General features: G+C 37.1%; 19 protein-coding genes, 1 tRNA gene and 4 pseudogenes. 9 read left to right on the top strand and 15 right to left on the bottom strand.

From position 1 onward, the window contains the following. Positions 1 to 4 precede the first annotated feature (4 nt). Complete coding sequence (locus tag PR709_RS05120; RefSeq protein ID WP_036943664.1) at positions 5 to 1,045, top strand: ABC transporter permease; 1,041 nt, start codon at positions 5 to 7, stop codon at positions 1,043 to 1,045. An 83-nt stretch (positions 1,046 to 1,128) separates the two neighbouring features. Then, complete coding sequence (locus tag PR709_RS05125) at positions 1,129 to 2,088, top strand: substrate-binding domain-containing protein (protein ID WP_376738367.1); 960 nt, start codon at positions 1,129 to 1,131, stop codon at positions 2,086 to 2,088. Between the two features lie 38 nt (positions 2,089 to 2,126). Here the strand turns inward: PR709_RS05125 and PR709_RS05130 are convergent, their stop codons facing one another. Then, positions 2,127 to 2,492 (bottom strand): hypothetical protein, encoded by a 366-nt coding sequence (locus tag PR709_RS05130; RefSeq protein WP_004918288.1) that lies wholly within the window; start codon positions 2,490 to 2,492, stop codon positions 2,127 to 2,129. A gap of 284 nt (positions 2,493 to 2,776) precedes the next feature. Continuing rightward, complete coding sequence (locus PR709_RS05135) at positions 2,777 to 4,138, bottom strand: alanine/glycine:cation symporter family protein (RefSeq protein WP_004918286.1); 1,362 nt, start codon at positions 4,136 to 4,138, stop codon at positions 2,777 to 2,779. 462 nt (positions 4,139 to 4,600) lie between these two features. Here PR709_RS05135 and PR709_RS05140 point away from each other — a divergent pair, with 462 nt between their 5' ends. After that, positions 4,601 to 5,791: a TPM domain-containing protein gene (locus tag PR709_RS05140; RefSeq protein WP_171830837.1), complete on the top strand. Its 1,191-nt coding sequence runs from the start codon at positions 4,601 to 4,603 to the stop codon at positions 5,789 to 5,791. Between the two features lie 184 nt (positions 5,792 to 5,975). Here PR709_RS05140 and PR709_RS05145 read toward each other — a convergent pair whose 3' ends face one another. Further along, on the bottom strand, positions 5,976 to 6,734 hold the full coding sequence (locus PR709_RS05145; RefSeq protein ID WP_004918281.1) for a YnfC family lipoprotein: 759 nt from the start codon (positions 6,732 to 6,734) through the stop codon (positions 5,976 to 5,978). 964 nt (positions 6,735 to 7,698) lie between these two features. Here PR709_RS05145 and PR709_RS05150 point away from each other — a divergent pair. Continuing rightward, the gene (locus tag PR709_RS05150) at positions 7,699 to 8,079 is read left to right on the top strand and encodes a nitrogen fixation protein NifS (protein WP_072197195.1); all 381 of its coding nucleotides are present in this window, start codon (positions 7,699 to 7,701) and stop codon (positions 8,077 to 8,079) included. Between the two features lie 166 nt (positions 8,080 to 8,245). On the opposite strand, the gene PR709_RS05155 is transcribed toward PR709_RS05150, so the two are convergent. Both PR709_RS05155 and PR709_RS05160 read right to left on the bottom strand, forming a co-directional pair. Continuing rightward, positions 8,246 to 8,698 carry a hypothetical protein gene (locus PR709_RS05155; protein ID WP_230088470.1) on the bottom strand — a complete coding sequence of 151 codons (453 nt, stop codon included), beginning with the start codon at positions 8,696 to 8,698 and terminating at the stop codon, positions 8,246 to 8,248. A 737-nt stretch (positions 8,699 to 9,435) separates the two neighbouring features. Further along, positions 9,436 to 10,104 carry a hypothetical protein gene (locus tag PR709_RS05160; RefSeq protein WP_272570784.1) on the bottom strand — a complete coding sequence of 223 codons (669 nt, stop codon included), beginning with the start codon at positions 10,102 to 10,104 and terminating at the stop codon, positions 9,436 to 9,438. Between the two features lie 639 nt (positions 10,105 to 10,743). Here PR709_RS05160 and PR709_RS05165 point away from each other — a divergent pair. The 4 genes and pseudogenes from PR709_RS05165 to PR709_RS05175 all read left to right on the top strand — a co-directional run bounded on the left by PR709_RS05165 (position 10,744) and on the right by PR709_RS05175 (position 13,627). Beyond that, a complete protein-coding gene (locus PR709_RS05165) occupies positions 10,744 to 11,631 on the top strand; it encodes a PhzF family phenazine biosynthesis protein (RefSeq protein WP_272570785.1) in 888 nt (295 codons plus the stop codon). 284 nt (positions 11,632 to 11,915) lie between these two features. Beyond that, positions 11,916 to 12,320, top strand: a complete 405-nt coding sequence (locus PR709_RS05170; protein WP_036943657.1) for a DUF2251 domain-containing protein — start codon at positions 11,916 to 11,918, stop codon at positions 12,318 to 12,320. A gap of 198 nt (positions 12,321 to 12,518) precedes the next feature. Further along, a pseudogene (locus PR709_RS19540) lies at positions 12,519 to 12,718 on the top strand (IS3 family transposase); the annotation flags it as partial. Between the two features lie 504 nt (positions 12,719 to 13,222). Beyond that, positions 13,223 to 13,627 carry a hypothetical protein gene (locus PR709_RS05175; RefSeq protein ID WP_272570786.1) on the top strand — a complete coding sequence of 135 codons (405 nt, stop codon included), beginning with the start codon at positions 13,223 to 13,225 and terminating at the stop codon, positions 13,625 to 13,627. Here PR709_RS05175 and PR709_RS05180 read toward each other — a convergent pair. The 7 genes and pseudogenes from PR709_RS05180 to PR709_RS05210 form a co-directional block, all read right to left on the bottom strand. After that, positions 13,553 to 13,955, bottom strand: a pseudogene (locus PR709_RS05180) (tyrosine-type recombinase/integrase); the annotation flags it as partial. The gene PR709_RS05175 and the pseudogene PR709_RS05180 sit on opposite strands and share 75 nt — an antisense overlap. A gap of 419 nt (positions 13,956 to 14,374) precedes the next feature. Then, complete coding sequence (locus PR709_RS05185; protein WP_187128955.1) at positions 14,375 to 15,010, bottom strand: hypothetical protein; 636 nt, start codon at positions 15,008 to 15,010, stop codon at positions 14,375 to 14,377. Continuing rightward, a complete protein-coding gene (locus PR709_RS05190) occupies positions 15,001 to 15,414 on the bottom strand; it encodes a hypothetical protein (RefSeq protein WP_272570788.1) in 414 nt (137 codons plus the stop codon). Before PR709_RS05190 ends, PR709_RS05185 begins: the two co-directional genes overlap by 10 nt. Continuing rightward, on the bottom strand, positions 15,411 to 16,478 hold the full coding sequence (locus PR709_RS05195; protein WP_132494587.1) for a hypothetical protein: 1,068 nt from the start codon (positions 16,476 to 16,478) through the stop codon (positions 15,411 to 15,413). Before PR709_RS05195 ends, PR709_RS05190 begins: the two co-directional genes overlap by 4 nt. A 126-nt stretch (positions 16,479 to 16,604) precedes the next feature. Continuing rightward, positions 16,605 to 16,913 (bottom strand): helix-turn-helix domain-containing protein, encoded by a 309-nt coding sequence (locus tag PR709_RS05200; RefSeq protein WP_132494585.1) that lies wholly within the window; start codon positions 16,911 to 16,913, stop codon positions 16,605 to 16,607. A 130-nt stretch (positions 16,914 to 17,043) separates the two neighbouring features. Next, positions 17,044 to 17,331 carry a hypothetical protein gene (locus tag PR709_RS05205; protein WP_272570789.1) on the bottom strand — a complete coding sequence of 96 codons (288 nt, stop codon included), beginning with the start codon at positions 17,329 to 17,331 and terminating at the stop codon, positions 17,044 to 17,046. A gap of 531 nt (positions 17,332 to 17,862) precedes the next feature. Beyond that, positions 17,863 to 18,051 (bottom strand): hypothetical protein, encoded by a 189-nt coding sequence (locus PR709_RS05210; RefSeq protein WP_272570790.1) that lies wholly within the window; start codon positions 18,049 to 18,051, stop codon positions 17,863 to 17,865. 715 nt (positions 18,052 to 18,766) lie between these two features. Between PR709_RS05210 and PR709_RS05215 the strand changes: the two are divergent. Next, positions 18,767 to 19,206, top strand: a pseudogene (locus PR709_RS05215) (hypothetical protein). Between the two features lie 71 nt (positions 19,207 to 19,277). Here PR709_RS05215 and PR709_RS05220 read toward each other — a convergent pair. From PR709_RS05220 to PR709_RS05230, 3 genes and pseudogenes are all read right to left on the bottom strand, one after another. Next, positions 19,278 to 19,745: a GyrI-like domain-containing protein gene (locus tag PR709_RS05220; protein WP_060560708.1), complete on the bottom strand. Its 468-nt coding sequence runs from the start codon at positions 19,743 to 19,745 to the stop codon at positions 19,278 to 19,280. A 362-nt stretch (positions 19,746 to 20,107) separates the two neighbouring features. After that, positions 20,108 to 20,584 (bottom strand): annotated as a pseudogene (locus tag PR709_RS05225) (transposase); the annotation flags it as partial. A gap of 89 nt (positions 20,585 to 20,673) precedes the next feature. After that, positions 20,674 to 20,761, bottom strand: a tRNA-Ser gene (locus PR709_RS05230). Positions 20,762 to 20,867: the final 106 nt, after the last annotated feature.

A 20,867-nucleotide genomic window follows, 5' to 3' on the forward strand; every position in this document is an offset into this window, starting at 1 on the left:
AACTATGAATAGTACTTACTCTACGCCAACAACGGGGATGTCCTTTTTAGCCCGCAATAAGAAAAACATGCACAAGTACGGCATTATCATGGCTTTCTTTGTACTTTGCCTAATTGTTGCTGTGATAGGTGAAGTGCAAGTTGCGCGCGGCGAATGGACTAACAACTATTTTCTTAGTCAAGACAATATGTTGATTGTCTTACGCCAAATATCAATTAACGGTATCTTAGCGATTGGCATGACCTTCGTCATTATCACCGCGGGGGTTGACTTATCGGTTGGCTCAGTCCTCGCTCTGAGCGGTATTGTAGCAGCGCGTTTTGCAACCACAAATGCAGGCCTATCCATTGGCGACACCGCGAATGCCGTTATGATGCCAATGATCATCGCATTAGGCATTGGTATCATCTGTGGTCTCATTAACGGAACTATTTTAGCAAAATTCAACCTACAACCGTTTATCGTGACCATGGGGATGCTCTCCGCTGCCCGTGGCCTAACCCTATTAACTACCGACGGCAACCCCGTATCACAACTCAATAATGACTTTAGATGGTTAGGTAATGGCTATATCTTTGATATCCCCGTGCCCGTCGTCATATTAATCGTGATCTTTGCACTCGCTTGGGTATTGCTAAATAAAACAACATTTGGTCGTTATGTCTATGCGGTTGGTGGCAATCCTAAAAGTGCAAGAACATCCGGTATTAGTGTCATCAAAGTCAAAGTGCTGGTTTATACCCTGTGTGGTGCATTGGCGGGTATTGCTGGGCTGATCCTTACCGCAAGAACTGGCTCTGCACAAACCAGTGCCGGAGGAGCCTATGAACTAGATGCTATCGCTGCCGTCGTTATTGGTGGAACCAGTATGTCTGGTGGCGTTGGTACACTGGTTGGCACCTTCTTTGGTGTGCTAATTATCGGCGTTATGAACAATGGATTAGATTTGTTGGGTGTTCCCTCTTATTACCAACAAATCATTAAAGGTGCGTTGATCGTCATCGCGGTTCTGCTCGACCCTTCACGTAAACAAAGACGTGACTAATTAAAACAACACTGACCCTCACTGTGAAAGGTATCATAATGAAAAAAATGACTAAAATTGCAGCTCTTACCACTGCACTATTCATGAGTAATATGGCGCTTGCAGCCAAAGAGGAGCCTGTCAAAATTGCTATTTTGATGTATGGCATGAAAGCTGAATTTGTTCAATTAATGGAAAAAGCCGCCAAAGAGCACCCTGCGGTTAAAGAGGGTGAAGCGGTGATCACCGTTTACGATGGTCGCTATGATCCGATGGTGCAAAACAACCAAGCGGAAACAGCAATTCAGACTAAAGCAGATGCTATCATCATCAACCCAATGGATTATGAAGCGAACATTGATGTCGTCACTATGGCAAATGATGCCAAAATCCCTGTGATCGTGACTAACGCACGCCTCAACACGGATAAAATGACCGCTGAAGTTGTTTCTGATGACGTTTTAGGTGGTTATATGGAAGCAAAAACCGTCCTCGATAAAATGAACTGTGAAGGTAATGTTGTGATTATCGAAGGCCCTAAAGGGGGTAGCGGTGAGATCCAACGCGGTGAAGGTAACGATAAAGCTATCGCTGAATGTGGCCCCGGAAAAATTAAAGTATTAGAACGCAAAACGGCTAACTGGTCACGTGCAGAAGCAATGCCACTCATGGAAAACTGGTTACAAAAACACCGTGGCAAAATCAACGGCGTCATCGCTCAAAACGATGAAATGGCTTTAGGTGCTATCGAAGCCATTAAAGGTGCCGGCCTTGATGTAAATAGCTTTGCTATTGCTGGTGTAGATGGTGTTTCTGATGCAATCCTAGCAGTGCAGAACGGAGAAATGGTTTCTATCCTACAAGATGCCAATGCTCAAATGCAGGGCTCGATTGATATCGCAATGAAGTCAGTCAAAGGCGACAGCTATCAACCCAAATCAGCTATTTGGAAACAATATGCCGATCAACTGCAATGGAATGACGGTAAAGATAAACGTTACCAAATCCCTTGGACTGTAGTCACAAAAGACAATGCGCAACAACTGTTAGACGCACGTAAGTAAGTTATTTTTATCGCCACTCATACTTTGGGTGGCGATATTCAGCTCACATTATGAACAATCGGTAATTTCGTTATTTCCAATTCCGCTTCCCCTATTTTCGTGCATTCGACCTTTTCCCCATCCTTATAAATAAAATAGTAACGTTTATGATCCCCTGCCTTTTTCACTAATGAATCACCATTTAAGAAATTATAAATTTTATAGTTTACATTGTGTTCGTTATAACTAATGGCCGGGTGAGAGACAATAAAGCGGCTTCCCCACTTCAATGTGCTAATTAAATAATTTGTATGTAGTACGGTCATCACTCCCCTTTCAGGGCATTTAAGATCATATTCTTTCATCGCTTGCACAGGTAAACAAATCGCACACAACATCGCAATCGAAATCCCCTTTTTTAGCATTTTCCCTCCGTATTATTAGCTTATTAATATATTACTCGCATCACCATTCGGGTTTTTATGAAAACATTGCCTCTACACAATTGCAATATTTTTCCTGTGAAATCATAGCGCTATTCTATTTATAAATAGAAAAAATCGATATTACATATAAGAAATATAGGTCTAACAGGGAAAGGCGTTGGAAAAGAATTAGGTGCGAATAAGAGCAAAATAAAAAACGAAAATACCCTACCACCTAAATGTTGAGATGGCCTCACAGAGCGTGAGGCCATCAGTGATATTATTTATTTTTCCATATCAATGCTGTCGGCATTGACATCTTTAATATGATCCCGCGTTAAACGGTAAACAACCGGACTTAACAATAATAGAGCAATCAAGTTCGGTATCGCCATCATCGCGTTTAAGGTATCTGCAAGTAGCCAAACAAAATCAAGAGATTGGGTTGCACCAATCGGTAATGCAATAAGCCATAACACCCTAAAGACCTTAATTGCCCTCACCCCAAATAAATATTGCACACATTTTTCACCGTAAAAACTCCATCCTAGGATAGTGGTAAAAGCAAATATGGCTAACGCAACGGCAACAATATAATTCCCTCCGGGGATCGCTGATTGGAAAGAAGATGCGGTTAGTGTCGCCCCTGTTTCACTTGTTAACCATCCACCAGTAATAATGATAGTAAGACCTGTTACCGAACACACGATAATGGTATCGATAAAAGTACCTAACATTGCGATCAACCCTTGGCGGATCGGGTTTTGAGTTTTTGCCGCAGCGTGAGCAATAGGTGCACTTCCCAAACCAGCCTCATTGGAAAATACGCCACGCGCAACACCAAAGCGAATTGCCGCCCATACAGCAGCACCGGCAAACCCACCCTGAGCCGCAACCGGTGTAAATGCTGAGGTAATCACTAAAGAAAATGCAGCTGGGATCTCCGTAAAATTGAGCCCTAATACCAATAAACCTGCACCAAAATAAGCCACGGTCATGAATGGTACGAGTTTCCCTGCAACATCAGAGATACGACGCAATCCACCAATTAACACAGCACCAACTAAGATTACAAGTGCCCCAGCAGTCAACCATTTATGCACGCCGAAGTTACTTTCCAGCACATCGGCAACAGAGTTCGCTTGTACAGTATTCCCAATTCCAAAACTGGCGCAAGCACCAAAAAGAGCAAATAATGTACCTAACCAAATCCATTTAGGCCCTAAACCATTTTTGATGTAATACATTGGGCCACCAACATATTGTCCATACTTATCGACTTCTCGAAAACGTACCGCAAGCACAGCTTCTGAGTACTTTGTGGCCATACCAACCAATGCCGTGATCCACATCCAAAACAGCGCGCCTGGCCCTCCCATCACCACAGCGGTGGCAACCCCTGCGATATTACCAGTACCGATTGTCGCCGATAATGCTGTCATTAACGCATTAAAAGGCGATATTTGCCCTTCACCCCTATCCTCATTTTTCTGAAACAGTAACTTAAACCCTGTACCCAATTTACGGATTGGCAAAAATGCCAATCGGAGCTGCATATAGATCCCAACACCGAGGATCCCAATCAACATGGGAACTCCCCACACAATACCGTTAAGTTCTCCTAACCAAGCTGTTATCAGTTCCATTCTGCCCTCACATAAGCTGTATTCACTTTATTCTTTATCCGTCTGTCACAATTCAATAACATTTCTGTATAAAATTTAATAAAGACGATAAATCTATTAAGTGCGAGAAAAAAATGTCTTAAATAGCAAGATAAGTTAAAGAATGTGAGTAATGTCACCTCGTTGCGATTAGAAATTAAGCTTTTGTTAGACAATATGTGAGCTTTGCTACTCAAGAGTTCAAGAGTAGCCTATTAACATTTAATGATATGAATGACAGGTTTTAACGAATATTCTTATTTTATCGGAACAATATTCAATGATTAAATTAATTTTAATTTAATCATTATTTCTCAAAACGCTATTCCATCCTATGAAAACGATTACAAATTAAATAAGATTATGTATTATTCAGTCAGTATATGCTGACGTTATATGACTATCGAATATAATGAAATTCACCCTTTCAGAAAGGATTCCACGATGATTGGCAAAATTCAGCAAACAAAACAATGGCTATGGGGATTGTTTTTCTTATTGTTCTCTATTCCCACTTTTGCGAATACACTTTCTATTCCCACGATGACCAGTCACGTCGTGGATGAAGCACATTTATTAACAACAGAACAGCGCGATAGTTTAGCTCGACGGTTAGCGCTATTTCAGCAACAAACTGGGTCGCAAATTGCCATTTTAATCGTAAAGAGTACTTCCCCATTAGATATTGAAAGCTATGCAGAAAAAGTATTCAATCAATGGAGGATTGGTCGTATAAATATTGATGACGGTGTTCTTTTACTCGTCTCTGTCAATGACCGTACAATGCGTATCGAGGTGGGTTATGGGTTAGAAGGGGCAATCAGCGATAGCCTTGCAAAGCGTATTTTAGAATATGATTTTATACCTGAATTTAAGCGCGGTAATTATGCAGGAGGTCTCAACCGTACTATTGATTCCCTAATCGCCTTAATAAAAAATGAGCCACTCCCTGACGCCAAAACTCCTAGCTTTTTTATTTCTAAACAACCTGCTCCCTTTGGTTTATTAGATGCTTCACTTGCTATCGTACTAGCGGCAAGCGCTTATATCTGGCTTTTTATCATATATCATCTTATTAAATTACATAAACTTAAGGCTGCAATTCCAATCGCTATCATTCTCTTGTTAACTGCTTACACTGGCGGCTTTAATAACCCCGCAGGTAATGGCATGAAGTTTGGAGAAGATTTTTTATATACAGAATTACCACGTTGGAGCCAATTCCTTTTTCTCAAAATACTACCCACCTGGATGGTGTTCATCCTCGCTTTCACTATGTTTGTTGCGATATTTCTACTTTTATTTTTGGCTGTTGCTATTATTTATAAAATACTTGGCCTCATTATTAAGTCAGAAAAAAAGCGTCTTTCGATTACTATTGCCTTCTTATTTACTGGTTTTATTTTTCTATTTGCACTCGTCATATCAGAAGGTGATTTTGTTATTTCATCCGTTATTTCAAGTAGTGTTGGTTGCATCATTGGCATTGGTCATTATTTTGGTTTTATCAATGTGTACATTGGTGGGAGCAATAATAATGGCCGAGGCGGCAGTGGTGGAAGCCGAGGCGGTGGCGGATTTAGCGGAGGTGGTGGCGGGAGCTCCGGTGGAGGCGGCTCTTCAGGGTCGTGGTAAATTTCCTTAAGACTACGCCATAGTAGCCATTCACGGGATACGCCTAACACCAGATTTCAAGTTAGGTTGCTAAAATAACAATTTATACCCTCTTATAACTGGCTTTTAAAAATTAAAAGCCAGTTATACTCTGAGAGGGCGATTCTTGGACACAGACTAAAGATCCTTTATAAAAATTTCGCTATCAATAGAATGACACTTCCGTCGTACTATCTTTGATTAACTTAATGTCCTGACCATTTTCATTTATTGTTAGTTCAAAATGACACTTATGTGCAATATTTTGGCTATTGTAATCACATTTAGAGTCTACTTGTAAAATAGTCTGACCTAACACACGAATTTTCATTAACAGATCAAATGGCTTAGTGATATCTTTCCCATATGTAATAATGGTTTCAGATATTACTTTATTATCTTTGTAATATTTTATCGTTGTTGGTAGTTTAAACTCATTATAATTATTTTCGCTAAACTTTGTTTTATTATCTGCCAATACAGAGCCGATAATAATCCCTTCTTTGTTATATCGATATATCAGTTTTCCATTATTATCCTTTCTTGATAATATCGTACAGTTATTACCGATTTCCATTTCTACAGGGCCATTATTATCCCTACCAACTAATTTATTTTTAACTCTCTCAACAAAGAGATAATTATGTACACCACTGAGGTATTCGTCCTTTTTTTGGTTTAAAGCAAAACTATCTATGCAGCCATCACGACCAATTTTTAACAATGACTCATAGTTAATAGACTTGTCTTTATTGTAAACGACGGACCTAATTTCTTTAACATTTCCTTTAACTGGATTAAAATCATAGAGTTGTGCCATGTTGAACACAACAGGATTATATTGTTGCTTTTGAAATGCCAAAGATTCAGAAGCGATAAAAAAAGTAATTAGCGGTGTAATTGCCAATAGGTATTTATTACTCATTTTTAATTTTATACCTCTAAACGACTTGTATGCTGTGGTTTATTTTCAATAATCATTAATTTAATTTATTATCAATATAATATTTTACATAAAAATCAGTTAGTTAATAAAAAACATTACACGTAATAATAGCATGTATGCCCCTAAATATGCTAATGGTAACCACCTAAATAAATAAGATTTATCTCATCTTTTCGAGCCATCCGATGAGCAAATTTGAGTAAAATTTAAGCAAAAAGACACTTAAATTAGGAAAAATAACTTTTAATTATATTATACTTACGAAATATTCCAAGCACTGTAAAAATATCTTTACTCTTATAAATCCGAAGTCATAGTATGCATAGAAACAGGTACTGTTGTTAAGGTTAAATGGCTTTAATTTTCACACCCCAGAATATTGATATAAGTAAAAATAACTATATTTTCATTTACTCACCATCAAGCGTAATAAAATAGCTTATCGCTCATCATTTAATTTGATAAAAAAATTACTACTCATTAACATAAATGTTCAATGCACAATCATTATAAATCGATAACATCAGAACATGTGCAAAGTGAGATGAGTGATGATGGCATAGCGACAAAATCATCCTTTCCGCAATTCCCCGTCTTATCACACACCAATCTATATCATACGGTACTTTTTATGGTCGAATTGATTTGCGCAGTTCAGAAGATTAGGCACCTAAATGTGAAGAAATTGCCATCACACTATTCACCTCTTTATATGGCAATATGGCGCCACCCGACGTTCATAGATGAAGAGCACACCGAGGACACGTCTTGAGCGCTTATGTATCCCCTCTTTAGCTATAGAGGTGATGTTTTACAAGCAAAGGTCAAAAACAGTTATTTCAATCCATCAGTAGGGTTGAAACTAGCATAAATTTATATCAATGTTCCTAGTCAGTGTGGTACGTTTATATATTACGATATTGATAATTCGACAAGGCAAAAGATGGAAAAGAAAAAAATATACTTTATCTATATGCCTAGCCCTATACTTGGCAGAAACCCTATACAAGGGGTAACAGGTTCCGGTATTTTCGGCGCTTTGTTTAATTTATATACCGAAGATAACTATATATTAGCCCTACAAAAAGCGATAGCACAGAAAAATTTAGACTGGCATGTTTACCGAGATGACACCGAATCAGATATAAAAAAACTTATTGAACAAGGTGCTAGACTTCTGGTCTGCGCCCCAGGTTTGAAATACATGTTTTATAGAAAAGGATTCGACAGAAAAAACATTATTTATCTCGACACTTTTGAATATGCGAATAATGTCACAACACCTGTTATAGATAGAATTGTCGAATTAGAAAATTTGCAGTGAATATACATTTATTCATCTTTATTTACGCATGTGGAAGTACCATACGCCATCTCTAAATCAACATATAAATGTACTGTTTTTTCAACAACATAAAACACCAACTCTATCAACACATCTATCATTAAGACCTTAAATTAAGGTTGTTTCTTAAGAAAATAAGAAGGAACTAGTTAAATTGAAAATACTGTTTCATTTTTTTTGAAAAACACAAAAATGCAGTTAACAGCAAACATAATGCAGTTTCCTCATACTTCCCCCAAAGTGCCCCCAACCTTTCAAGATCACTATCATAACGAATAGGACCTTCTGGGATGCTGGCCCACCCACCACTAAAATTAGAATATAAGAATGAAATAAGAAAACAAAACCATCCTAATAAGGTAAATATTCTGGCTAACCGATTTCTTTTAAATGATAAATACAAAGCAGCAACTTGAATGACAAATACTAATAACATGATTGCGTTAAAGAAGTAAGTTTCAATTTTCAAGTAAAGAGGAATGTTCATCTTGTAAACAACAAATAAAAAAGATGTGTTTTTTAACAAATAAAACAAAAATGAAGATATATTAATTATAATAATTATCTGAATTATCCATAATGAAATAGGTTTTTTCACTTAATATCCTTATCAGCTTACGAAAAATTTTAGACAAGAATACAGGATATTTAACTTACTGTCACCATTTCGTATTTCATAACTTTCTTTCATTAGTGGGCTGTAATTTTTTCATAATCTAGCTTCAATAAATGATAACTTTCATATTGAGCCAGTACATTCCTATAACATTTTAATTATCGTTATTTGACCAAAGGAGTATAAAATCAATTAGATAACCTACTGACTGGCATTCATTTAATATGTTTAAAAAAGTCGCTAGGAAAGATTTTATTCCTCTGCCCCATAGGTCATTATCAGATTACGTTTAAAAACACCAAACTTACATCATCTATAAGATAACACGAAGATATAAGTATACTCTACAAGTGACGGCTATTTGTTGTTGTAAACTTCAAGTCATGACCTATAACAGAAGCCCATGTGGTAGATTTATAAGGCCACTTCACTATAGTGACCTTTTGTTAAACTCTCTGAAAATTATTTTTGCTCGCTTTTTTCAGTAGGATCAAACGGTAGACCGTTAGCAAAAATAAAGGATAAAGCAACAATCAAAAATGTAGCGACCACGAATAATTTGTCTATCACTTTTTTCATATCGATCCCCCTAGTTTTAATCTATCAAAAATTATGACAAGTTCTATGATTTAGCAAGTAGCCTTTCATTGAGACAGCATTAAAGAAGATATATGCCAATAAGCCCGTTGTACGGGCTGTTTGACGAAAATAACTTGACGCTAAAAATGACTTAATACTTCATATGTTATTGATTGTTCTGAGCTATCAAGCACTTTAATTTTTGCGCCTTTGTATGAAATAATATTACTTTTCTTTAAATCATACTGGATATCATTATTAAAGCCTTGGTTTTCAATATTAGAACCTATTTGCCTATAGCCTATATTTACAGAGTCACCATTTTTCCCATTGAAAATTAATGCTTCTTCAAAGGAATTTCCTGCAGGATTACTTAATTTCACCTTATCAAATTTAGCCTTATCGCTACAGATAAAGACATTAAATTCGGTGACGACACATAGCTCATGACTCTCTTTTTTTACTAATAATGAAGTCCATGGTTGCCCAATAACTTCAACGACCACACTACCAGAATCATTCGTATTCGTAGGCATATAAAAATCACCTTTATCGCTTTCCCCTACCTTTTTAAAGGTTCCTGGCGTCACTTTATAGGCTAAATCTATCTGAGTTGAATCGAGCACTTTGATCCCATCAATCTCACTAATTACTCCATCCCTTACTAAGGGTTGCCCAATACTTATCGTGTTTACAGTTCCTATTTTTGGCTCGCTCACCTTATGTGAAGAAGGGATATAGTTATATTCCGTAACTGCGCATCCCGATAAGGCAACCATACAAACACATAAGACTGATAATTTTCTCATTTAACTAAATACCTATATGGACAGAATAATAAAATATTTTACATACCGAATGTTACATTTATTAATAATGACCAACAAGTTATTGTCGAGTAACAGTAAAATGCGATTATCTTTTACCACCTAGTTATTCTTAATATTGCAGTTAATCGATGATTTTACCCCACTCTTTCATAGAAAAATTCCATTTATGTTAATTAATATACCGACAAACAATATGATGAAAGAGGTGAGTGACGCTGATATTGAGTTAAACGTTCGTTGTACTAGCTAATATTGCACCTCTCCCATAAATCGAGATGCTTTATATGTTACTTTAGCTGCACAAGTCCGAGCATTTTAGTTTTTACAAGCTTTCTTCCTAAAAAGATGATAGAAAGGGTTTCTGTCACAATAATAAAAGGCTTGATGGTCAGAGAAAGCATTTAGCTGTCTGTGGCATTGAAAAATATCTGGGTATATTGGGGCAGAGGTTGCTTTGAAAATATTGGTACTTTTCCGAGCTACCGCAACGTCTATGTAATCTATTTTATGTTTTAGGCACGACACAAAAGCGACCATGCCCAACCTCACATTGAAGATATCCAACCTATTAACGATACACAAAACGTATAGAACCTATTTATTACACAGGAGCAGTTAATGCAAAACGAGGCAACATACTCGGTTGAGCACGGCGTCAAGGTATACCTTGTGAACTCATTTACCCAGAATAATTCTGGCGGTAATCCTGCTGGGGTGGTTCTCAATCCCCCAAACCTAAGCATTGCACAAAAAATAGCTATCGCACGTCAAGTTGGTTTTTCCGAGACTGCATTTGTCTATACTGGCGAGGAGACGGATTTTGAAGTGGATTTTTTCACATCGGAAGGGGAAGTCGATTTTTGCGGGCATGCAACACTAGCCGTTTTTTTCACTCTAGCCTCACTTAATTTGCTTACACCAGGCTCTTATACACAAAAAACCAAAGCTGGTATTCTAAACGTAACCGTCAGTCCTGACAGTATCGTTATGGATCAAGCTTTACCTATCACGCGGCATGGGCCTGATGTTGAAGATATCGCCGCTGCCATCGGTATACGACCCGAGGCTATTACAGGAACTGGCTTTCCCATTGAAATCATTTCAACAGGTTTGCCTGATATCATCATTCCCGTGCAGGCTGGCCAATTAGATATTCTGCACCCCGATCATGACGCTATCGCAAACTTAAGTCGTGAATTCGGTACTATCGGTTTCCATGTCTTTGAGCTGAGCCACCATGCCCCCATCACGGCCCACTGCCGAAATTTTGCCCCTCTATATGGCATAGATGAAGAATCGGCAACTGGCAGTGCCAGCGGCGCGCTAGGGTGCTATTTGGTCAATCATGTTTTACCTAATGAAACTCACTTTCTGTTAGAGCAAGGGCGAGCAATGGGCTGTTCCTCGATGATCCAAGTGACGATTGATAGACAAGCACAGGCGATTCGTCGTGTTAGAGTTGGAGGGCAAGCCACGATGATTGGTACAAGAGTAATTAGTATTTAATCAAGCACATCACAATTATCGTCCAAGTAAACCGTCGATAACGTTTTGCACTAATGGAGAAACAGCCATAGGCATTTCCACTCATTACCAATTAAATTCAGGTATTAATAGATTTGAGCGATTATAATAAAATGAATCCCTAACAAAAACTGCCACCACTAAGACTAGCGTATTTATACATATGTAGGATTGTAAGATAAATATTTTTACATATGACGAGCTTTTTCTATACTGAGTTTTGACAGTTTTTTTACTTTACAGGTGCATAAATTAAGGAACCACATATGACAATACTAGTTACAGCTCAAGAGCAAATTATCGTGGGGCAGGAAAAAGTAATCGAAAGCTTGGCCCCTGAAGGTACATTTGCAGCTGTATTTGAAGATGATGGAGAAACAGGATACTTCTATGCGCTAGATGAATCTGCTGACGGCAACCCAATTCAGGACGCCCTCCATATTTACAATGTAGAGGATATTTCAGATAGAAACATTCCATCTGATGTCAAAATTGGCTGGTCAGAAGATAGTCTTAAGTGCGTTCTGTTAATTAATAATTACCCACATGGTATATTTAATTTTGAGACTAAAAATGGGTATTGTCGTAGTGGTTTTCCGCCACCAACAAATCATAAATGGTCTATTTTAGGACACGAATGGAATGATACTGTTCATGATTTTTTTAAGTAACGCGTCTGGCATTTTTTAGTTATTACTTTTTAAAAAACGATATCTCAACTGTCCACTTCCCCTAAAATAAGATAGCTATAATTAGAGTTTCTGCCCAAAAATTACAGAAGCCGTTATGAAAACGTTCGTTTTACTGAAACGCAAATTGTCAGCAACTAGAAAATTCTAAATGGGTGTGTCTCAATTAGTAGGGAGTGGACACATAGTCTTTACGCATGGATTAAAAAATAAGCCAGACTCTTCGCAATATCAAATTATATCTATTGAAAGTGATGACATTCTGCGACTTAAAAAAGAGTTACAAAGAGTCACTAAAAAGCAGGATACATTAAAAAAGCCGCGTTGTACTTTGCAAGTCAATCCGACTTAAATATGCCTTTATTAAAGCCAACCAACATGGTTATGAAAATCTGGACTACGCTTGTCACTCTCAGCCTGAATAGTCATTGTGGCCATAACTTTACCTGTAGCTGTTTTAACTCTCTCAGGGGATTTTATTACCGTTCCTGATGTGGTGATTCTGGTTGATTTCGCTTTTCTCATTTTTGATTTACTCACCTTCATACCATCATAGTAAATGCTGTATAACCTGCTTTAATTTGAAACCGAAGATGTACCTACTGCATACTCATAAAACACTAGTGATAACAAAGATATTAATCAATCCAATCTAATTTTGGTCAATGGCAAGCATTAGGTTTTATATAGCCCAATCAATAGTACTACCGTGGTTTATCACAGTACCATTTTGGTACGTTATTACTATGAGTCTTTTTGATATCAAAATAACCACACCGTGTTTGCTTATGGTTATTAGAAATTATTTTCCTATTAAAAGCCTTTTCTCAATTAATAGTATTTAGTAGGCTAAAATGAAAAACATGCTAGCTAGGGTAATATCTATGTCTCAAGATTTTAACGTTTACCTCTCTTCTAAGTCACTCCCATCACCTTTCGAGTGGCTGGCGGAAATAGCCAAGGTTAATAAATCACTGATTATGGATACTGATTTTGACTTACTCACCTTTTCTGGTTTTCTTCCTTATCAATTAGATAACGAGATTACCGGCTTTGAATACGGCTCATGGTTTATGGATGATGATCATAAAAAAGAAATTAATATACCTACAGCTGATTTCTGTATTTTATTCTCAGTTGGTAACCGACCGCTTGAATTGATAGCAGCTGTAATATCCGCATACTGCCTTGTAAAGCTAACTGATGGAGTCCTGTCAGATCCCCAAGCAGGTATTCATATACCGCCATCTCAGATTGACTCTTGGATGAAGGCGATGTTGGCAAAGTAGCCCTAGCACTCTACGCCCATCAATATACTGAGCATGATTATACGTTCCACGAATAGAGTTTATTAACGTGTGCTAGCTGTGTCTCAATCCATGCAGTGTTATAACCTTGTTCATGTAGGATGGTGCTCATTGTGTGCCTGAAGCCGTGGCCTGTGGCTCGCCCACTATAGCCCATGCGCCTAATCATCGTATTCAGTGCCATATCTGGTATGTGCTTTCTATAATCAGTGCGACTAGGGAATATATATTGATAACTGCCACTAATGGGATGTATCTGTTTCAGCAAATCAATCACCTGCTCTGATAGCGGCACAATATGAGGTCGGCGTGTAAGCACACTTGATTAGCATATCTGTTAGCTTCATAAGTCACTAATATTGTAGAGGTAAATTCTATACAAAAACTATACAACAAATTGTAGAGATTTAGAAAGACGTTAGTAGACTTCGGTAGAGTGAGATTTCGCTGGAACGCTTGATTTAACTGAGGTTAGGAGACTTTAATAGACGTGATTGGAAGTCAAGATGGGGAGGAGAGAACCACACATAACAGTCAACACACTGATAATAAATAATTATTTAATTTATAATTTTCTAGATACCCCCAAATGTACCCCCTAATATTTTTGTCATACTTGTTTTGAGGTGATTTTTAACCTCAATGTTAGCCCTACACTTTCCATTAACATTATTGCAGAAATATCAATAATCTTAAAATCATTGCAAATTATAAAATACCATTCTAGGTTTATTTTTTATCTTTAGGGTCAAAGCCGAGAACAACTCCCATATGTCTTACCTTGTATGGTAAACCTGAACGGGCGTGTTTATGTATTGAGTGGAAACTTAATCCTTGCCTAGAGTCACATTGAGTCGAACTATATTCAGGTAGCTGTTCGCTATCCAATCGTTTTTTCCACTCATCAATAACTGCTGAGGCATCATTTGTCCTTATATATATAACTAGCCCACCATTGCAATTTTTGTTAGTACCAGACGAATACCTTGTACATAATTGGTTAAATCCTTGCATTAAATACTTATAATTTGAATGTATTTTGGCTTCTCCCAACCACATATAATCTTTATGTTTAATGACTATGTCTGAGTGACCGCCGATCATTTCATCATGTGTTGCATGATAGCCTTTCGCCCTAAAATGGTGAATAATATCTGTAGTTAATCTATCTTCTCCATCATTTTTACGTACTGACGGATCCTCTTCCATAAACTCAATGCATGTTTCTAGCTCTTTATAAACATTTTTGACAAAATCATCATAGCTATTGCATAGCAACTTATTTAGAAAACTTTCCACTGATTTATCAAAAAGCGCAAATTTTTTTAAATCAGCGATTGTAAGGTCATTTGAGCCTAATTGCATATTATCTCTCTCCCAAAATCAGAAAGAGATAGATACATAAATATCTTAGACTCATAATCTTGAACTGATTCCCCAGTCTCAGGATGATAATAAACATTATTTATCTGGCTATAAACTAGTGTTTCATGATCTACCTGTTCAATAAAATCACCATCAATAAATTCGAAACACACATTAAAAATAGGAAACTGCTCACCAGACAAAAAATTAATGACATTGAAAGTAAAGCTACTTTCTTTATTTTTAATAATTTTATTTATTTTATATATAGGTAAGTGTTTGAGATTGTCTTTCTCTGAGATACAAATATAGTCTAGTATTGAATTGCAGGCGCAAATAAGGTCTTGATCAAAACTGACCTCTATAGATATCTGCTCTAATAATTGCGCCTTTGTTACCATCATATAACCTTAGATACCAAAAAGTTAAAATCACTTTCAGTGATACACCCTTCAATAATAGCACAGTTTACAGTAGGATTGCTTTGAGAAATTGCCGCTACTCCTGCATCAATTGTCAATTTCAGTGCTGTACCACACTCTCCATCCCATTGTTTAGTAATATTATAATTGTTTGTATCTCCATTTATTGCTTGTAACCCAACCTGGTGAAATTTTTCTCTTCTTAGATCTTCGTCACGACGCCTCATTCTCTCTTTTTTTACAGATCCTGTTCCAGTCGAGTGTGATAGAGTGTTAATCAAACCATCGCCGCTAACATATAACTCATTAATTTTATCGAATAAATTTATTTTTTTAAATGGTGACTGTATCTTTAACCATGTATTAAATTCATTTGAAATCATATTCCAGTATCTTAAATTAGCATTATCAATCTCTTCATTGTTAATGTTTCGACTATGGTCTATTTGGATTTGCAGAACACCATTCAACTTATTGAATAAAATACTATCAAACGATTGAGCTCTACCACTTTTAATTCCTATTATTTCTTCATAGCCATCCAACTGCTTTGGTTGGTTTCCATCAAAATCTATATCATTAATATCAAATGTATCTCTCTGCTTATAAGCTCGAGGATATGTCATTACTACTCTAATCTCGTTTGCATTATCATCGATATGAACAGGGCATGGATTATTTAATTTCAAATTAAACAACGATTTATTGTCTAATATATAAGGGTAACTATTTTTATATGTTTTAATATCTTTATGCTTTGTTGTTGTAAAAATACGATTTATTACATCAACCGTATTCTTTACGTTTTTGTCATTTACATCTGACAACCGTCTAAAATAGACAGTCCTTTTTCCATAATACAGCTGGGATAGATATAAATTTTTAACTATCTCATCACTATCACTATCATAAATTTCATTATAATAATCTAAAGCGGCTTCCCATCCTTTTGCTGATGCTAATCCATTGTGTGTCAATCCATGCTGGATAGTACGGAACGAAACATCCTTATCTCTTAATAATGATAAAATATCATAAGCTCTCATATGCTTTCCCAATGAAATCATAAAAAATATTTACAATTAGAATACATGCTAACTTTAAAGATCGTAATACTGATAAAATCACAGTAGAAATCCAATTAATCTTATTATCCTACAATTCACTATGTTTTAATTAGTTAGCCTACGTTTTCTTTTCGCCAATCTCTGCTCCAGCTCCCTCTCCGCTTCAATCTGAGACATAAACATATTAAAACTTCCATTCGATAAGGTGCTTTTCTTTCTTTTTTCCCTAATAGACAGACTCACACCATCATGAAACTGATCTTGCTCAAACCGTTTCAAGCTTTCTTTACTAGCGCGCCATGACCTGCCAACACGGAACATATGATATTTAGCAGGGTTTCTATATACAGTCGACTCAGAAAGCTTAAGTAGTGCTGCATATTCCTTTACCGTGAAAAGTGAATCATCTTCCATAGCTATCCTCTGAATATGTAAGAGTTACTTTTAATTTTCAGGATAACTTAGCTGGGTTATTAATTCTGGGATAGCGATTCAATCTACGTTCATTTATTTTGAGCTTTATTTTTATCATAGGGCTCATTTACTAACAGGTAACTATCTGCGCCCCTGTTAGCTGATAACCATTAAACCATTCATAGCGACCTGTAGCTGTTACTTTGTTTCCTTTCTGGCAGGTCATAAGCTCCAGCGCGTTAATATCGAATGCCACTATCTTTAATGGGTACGGGCTACGCTTGTCACTCTCAGCCTGAATAGTCATTGTGGCCATAACTTTACCTGTGGCTGTTTTAACTCGCTCAGGGGCTTTTATTACCATTCCTGATGTGGTGATCCTGATTGATTTTACTTTTCTCATTTCTGGTTTATTCATCTTGATACCATCACAATATAAGCTATCGGTTAAAATATAATACTGGTGAAATTCTGGATATATAGATAATAACTCTAATTATAAGGGGTGATCTAAACGTTAATTTATCGATGATGATACGGGATAATCCCGCATGTAAAACCTTACCGTTTAAACTTGTTGTAGCTCGTTGCTGTAGCCTTGGCATTCAGAGTAGATAACCTATTGATTTCATCGGTAACGCATTTTTGCGTCATGGTAACTTATTGATATTTATTCAGAGGACAAAATTGTCCTGTGGGTATCGCAATGCTTATTTGCATTGTGGTTACTTTTAGTGGTTACCAGAGTGGTTACTTTTATCTAATGATCATGATTAGAACATTGCCAGCCAGTGACGAGCCTCCGATTTCAGAGCCTCATGACTCCTTGAGATTAAGGAGTCCAATTTAGCCGCCTTATGTGCTCTTGATTTCAAGGAAACCTATACCTGTATACCGTCGCACTTTTTAGTGCTTCGCTTAATATTTAACCATTTCGATGGTCATCGTATCAGCGTTTTGGTGCGGGCTTAGTCCATTGGTAAGTTGGCGCTGTCATTCTGAGCCTGTGACGCTCTTTAGCCTGTATTGTCTGGGCTACACCCGTTCTAATTGCTAACCTATCGCGTCCATTGAGTGATCGCCCTTGCTGGTTGGCTATCTCCATCATAACGGCTTCTATTGCTTCACGTTGTAACATGGCTATACCTCAAGGAGTGTTGTGATTATATCAATACCTTGATTGTGCTGAATTGGAACAATCGATACTTCAATCAATTCCTACACAATCCAAAGTGACGGCCTCGAAAAAATCAAGCAGCTACTGATACGAACAATATCATTTTGCTGCGTACCTTTTCGCGTACTGCTCACGAAAGTCTGGATTTTATTTAATTATAACCAATAGTTAGTATTAATTAAGTACCTACTACATACCTAAAATAAAAAAAATGATGTCTGGTTTTGTGAGGTTCGAATAGCTAAATAAACCACCGTGGTTCTTTTTGATATCACTGTAATAACACCGTGATTAATAGTTATTGTTGTTAGCTGTACTGGCTAATATTTATCTGCTTTGGCTAAAGGCACTAATTTGTGGGTTTGGTGCATGGGTAGCATTTCAACTGTTACCCTTTCCGATTGTTGCGATAATCACAATGGTTGAAATAGGCTCAAAAATGAGCCGATTGATTTTGTTAGTAAAATTAGACTGCGCTCAAATTTGAGCTTTGCCATATATTCAATCAGTTACAAGGCGCAATAATACGTTTTGCTTGTTTTACAGTAAGTTACCATAACTTTAAGTTATAGAATTATCCGTTAAATCCACCAGCAACTTTATATTTTCTTATCTGTATAACACTGTTATACGCTGATATAATAAGCATTCAATGAGTTAATAACGGACTATTATCATGAGTAAATCTAATCTTATTGCCTTTTCGTATACCTGCTGAACTGCAAGCCCTGTTTAATGATGCTGTATCGAACTCTGGCAGCGATAAAACAGCGTAGATAGTCTCAGCTATCAAAGAGAAGTTAAACCGCCCCAGACAATAATCCTGACGCTCGTATGTTATCGCTGGTGGAACGCCTAGAATCGTCTGTAGCGTCTTTAATTGCGGGTAAGGCAGATATCCCACCGCATACCTATAATGAGTCTGCTGTCGTTTCTGTGGTTAATTTGGTGCTACCAGAGGGAATAGATAACGGGCGCATTATCGCTGAACGAATTAATGAGGCTGGCTACCAGACTAAAGGCGGCAAAGCGTGGGATAAGGATATTTATTCAGCGTGGAAGCGTCACAAGGATATTGTGGGGGAAGTTAATTTCAGTATCAATCTTCTATTTTAATTTGCTTACCGTTAATAGGGCGAGCGGCTTGACGAACCCACTCGCTTAATGTGAATAACTTATTAATACTCCTATTTTTTTAAAATAGGCACTAGTAAGGTAAAGTATTCTTTCTCACAAAAATTGACAGGATAAACCTCTAGGCTTGCTTCCATGTAATTTAGTGCGTATTCATTTTGTTCATTTGCCCAGCGTCCATAAATATCTTGATAAGCATCGGCTAGTTTTGAAAGGTTGGGAACCGTTGTTTGTAAATATAATGTTTTTGGTAAAACAGATTTAATTAACCCATCGGTAACCATTCCATCAGCTACTTCTACAGCCGCCTCATAAATAAATCTATCCTCACCCAGCATCCTTGATACACCAAAACTTTCTACTTCTAAATCAGTTTTACTTTCCTTTTGTTGACTTAAAAATAACGTAAAAAATTTTTGCCATAAAGTAGGGCAATCGTCCATTGCTTTTCGCATATCTGTTTCAATTGAAATTCCTGCTATGGTGCGTTCTGGTAATTCGATTATTGAATAAGTAAACATCACAAACTCCTTGTGTATTGATCGTTTATTAGCCATTAAGCATATAACATAATTTTCAATAGTTAAAATAAAATCAATTAATCCAACTGATATTTATTTTCTACACTTGATTAGAATACAAAGTTCAATCTATACATTTTGCTAGTAACTAGCCTCTGTATTCCTCAGCTTAAAGCGTTAGGATGTGTTAGGGTTTTGTCATCAGAAAAACGTTAAGAATTGTTAAGATTGATAGGTGAGGCTAGATTAAAAAATATAAGGTTTTATTAGGTTGTCCTTATCTTAATACTCGACGTTAATTTATCAACAAAGGGGACCCTGTAAATAATTCGGTGTATTTGCCTTTTATTAAATGTGGCCGTTTCGTTTAGGCGGTCACCGAACTCAATAATAAAACGACTCATTGCCTGTTTCCAGTTTTGAATTGGCATACTCCATTTTTTAGAGGCCGATTCAATCGCTAAATCAATCACTTTCCGTACAGAGTCATCGCTGGGGAAGAGCTTACGTTTCTTAATCGCATGACGGATAACACTGTTTAATGACTCGATGGCATTGGTTGTGTAAATCGCTTTACGAATATCATCAGGGTAAGCAAAAAATGTATTCAAGTTTTCCCAATGTGCGTACCAACTTTTACTCATTTGTGGGTATTTTTCATCCCATATAAGAGCGAATTTCTCCAGTGCCATCAACGCAGACGTCTCTGTTGCGGCACGATAGACCGTTTTTAGCCCTGCGGTCACGGCCTTGTAATCTTTCCAAGAAACGTACTTTAAGCTGTTACGCACCATATGAATGATGCAGAGCTGAATTTGTGTTTGAGGATAAACGCTATGTTAGTAGACTTCGGTAGAGTGAGATTTCGCTGGAACGCTTGATTTAACTGAGGTTAGGAGACTTTAATAGACGTGATTGGAAGTCAAGATGGCGGAGGAGGAGAGATTCGAACTCTCGGATGGTTTCCCATCGGCGGTTTTCAAGACCGCTGCCTTCAGCCGCTCGGCCACCCCTCCGCGATGACGTGCACTATAAACATCTGCGCTTTCGATGTAAACCCCCTATTTTATCAATTGCTATAAAAATAGGCACTTAATGTGTTAATGGGCTAAATTATCAACA

Source organism: Providencia sp. PROV267 (assembly GCF_028477825.1).
Taxonomy (GTDB): domain Bacteria; phylum Pseudomonadota; class Gammaproteobacteria; order Enterobacterales; family Enterobacteriaceae; genus Providencia; species Providencia stuartii.

What these genes read in the sequence shown, in the direction of transcription:
- PR709_RS05120 (WP_036943664.1), top strand. Translation starts at nt 5, where the DNA reads ATGAATAGTACTTACTCTACGCCAACAACGGGGATGTCCTTTTTAGCC.
- PR709_RS05125 (WP_376738367.1), top strand. Translation starts at nt 1,129, where the DNA reads ATGAGTAATATGGCGCTTGCAGCCAAAGAGGAGCCTGTCAAAATTGCT.
- PR709_RS05130 (WP_004918288.1), bottom strand. Translation starts at nt 2,492, where the DNA reads ATGCTAAAAAAGGGGATTTCGATTGCGATGTTGTGTGCGATTTGTTTA.
- PR709_RS05135 (WP_004918286.1), bottom strand. Translation starts at nt 4,138, where the DNA reads ATGGAACTGATAACAGCTTGGTTAGGAGAACTTAACGGTATTGTGTGG.
- PR709_RS05140 (WP_171830837.1), top strand. Translation starts at nt 4,601, where the DNA reads ATGATTGGCAAAATTCAGCAAACAAAACAATGGCTATGGGGATTGTTT.
- PR709_RS05145 (WP_004918281.1), bottom strand. Translation starts at nt 6,734, where the DNA reads ATGAGTAATAAATACCTATTGGCAATTACACCGCTAATTACTTTTTTT.
- PR709_RS05150 (WP_072197195.1), top strand. Translation starts at nt 7,699, where the DNA reads ATGGAAAAGAAAAAAATATACTTTATCTATATGCCTAGCCCTATACTT.
- PR709_RS05160 (WP_272570784.1), bottom strand. Translation starts at nt 10,104, where the DNA reads ATGAGAAAATTATCAGTCTTATGTGTTTGTATGGTTGCCTTATCGGGA.
- PR709_RS05165 (WP_272570785.1), top strand. Translation starts at nt 10,744, where the DNA reads ATGCAAAACGAGGCAACATACTCGGTTGAGCACGGCGTCAAGGTATAC.
- PR709_RS05170 (WP_036943657.1), top strand. Translation starts at nt 11,916, where the DNA reads ATGACAATACTAGTTACAGCTCAAGAGCAAATTATCGTGGGGCAGGAA.
- PR709_RS05175 (WP_272570786.1), top strand. Translation starts at nt 13,223, where the DNA reads ATGTCTCAAGATTTTAACGTTTACCTCTCTTCTAAGTCACTCCCATCA.
- PR709_RS05185 (WP_187128955.1), bottom strand. Translation starts at nt 15,010, where the DNA reads ATGCAATTAGGCTCAAATGACCTTACAATCGCTGATTTAAAAAAATTT.
- PR709_RS05190 (WP_272570788.1), bottom strand. Translation starts at nt 15,414, where the DNA reads ATGATGGTAACAAAGGCGCAATTATTAGAGCAGATATCTATAGAGGTC.
- PR709_RS05195 (WP_132494587.1), bottom strand. Translation starts at nt 16,478, where the DNA reads ATGAGAGCTTATGATATTTTATCATTATTAAGAGATAAGGATGTTTCG.
- PR709_RS05200 (WP_132494585.1), bottom strand. Translation starts at nt 16,913, where the DNA reads ATGGAAGATGATTCACTTTTCACGGTAAAGGAATATGCAGCACTACTT.
- PR709_RS05205 (WP_272570789.1), bottom strand. Translation starts at nt 17,331, where the DNA reads ATGAATAAACCAGAAATGAGAAAAGTAAAATCAATCAGGATCACCACA.
- PR709_RS05210 (WP_272570790.1), bottom strand. Translation starts at nt 18,051, where the DNA reads ATGTTACAACGTGAAGCAATAGAAGCCGTTATGATGGAGATAGCCAAC.
- PR709_RS05220 (WP_060560708.1), bottom strand. Translation starts at nt 19,745, where the DNA reads ATGTTTACTTATTCAATAATCGAATTACCAGAACGCACCATAGCAGGA.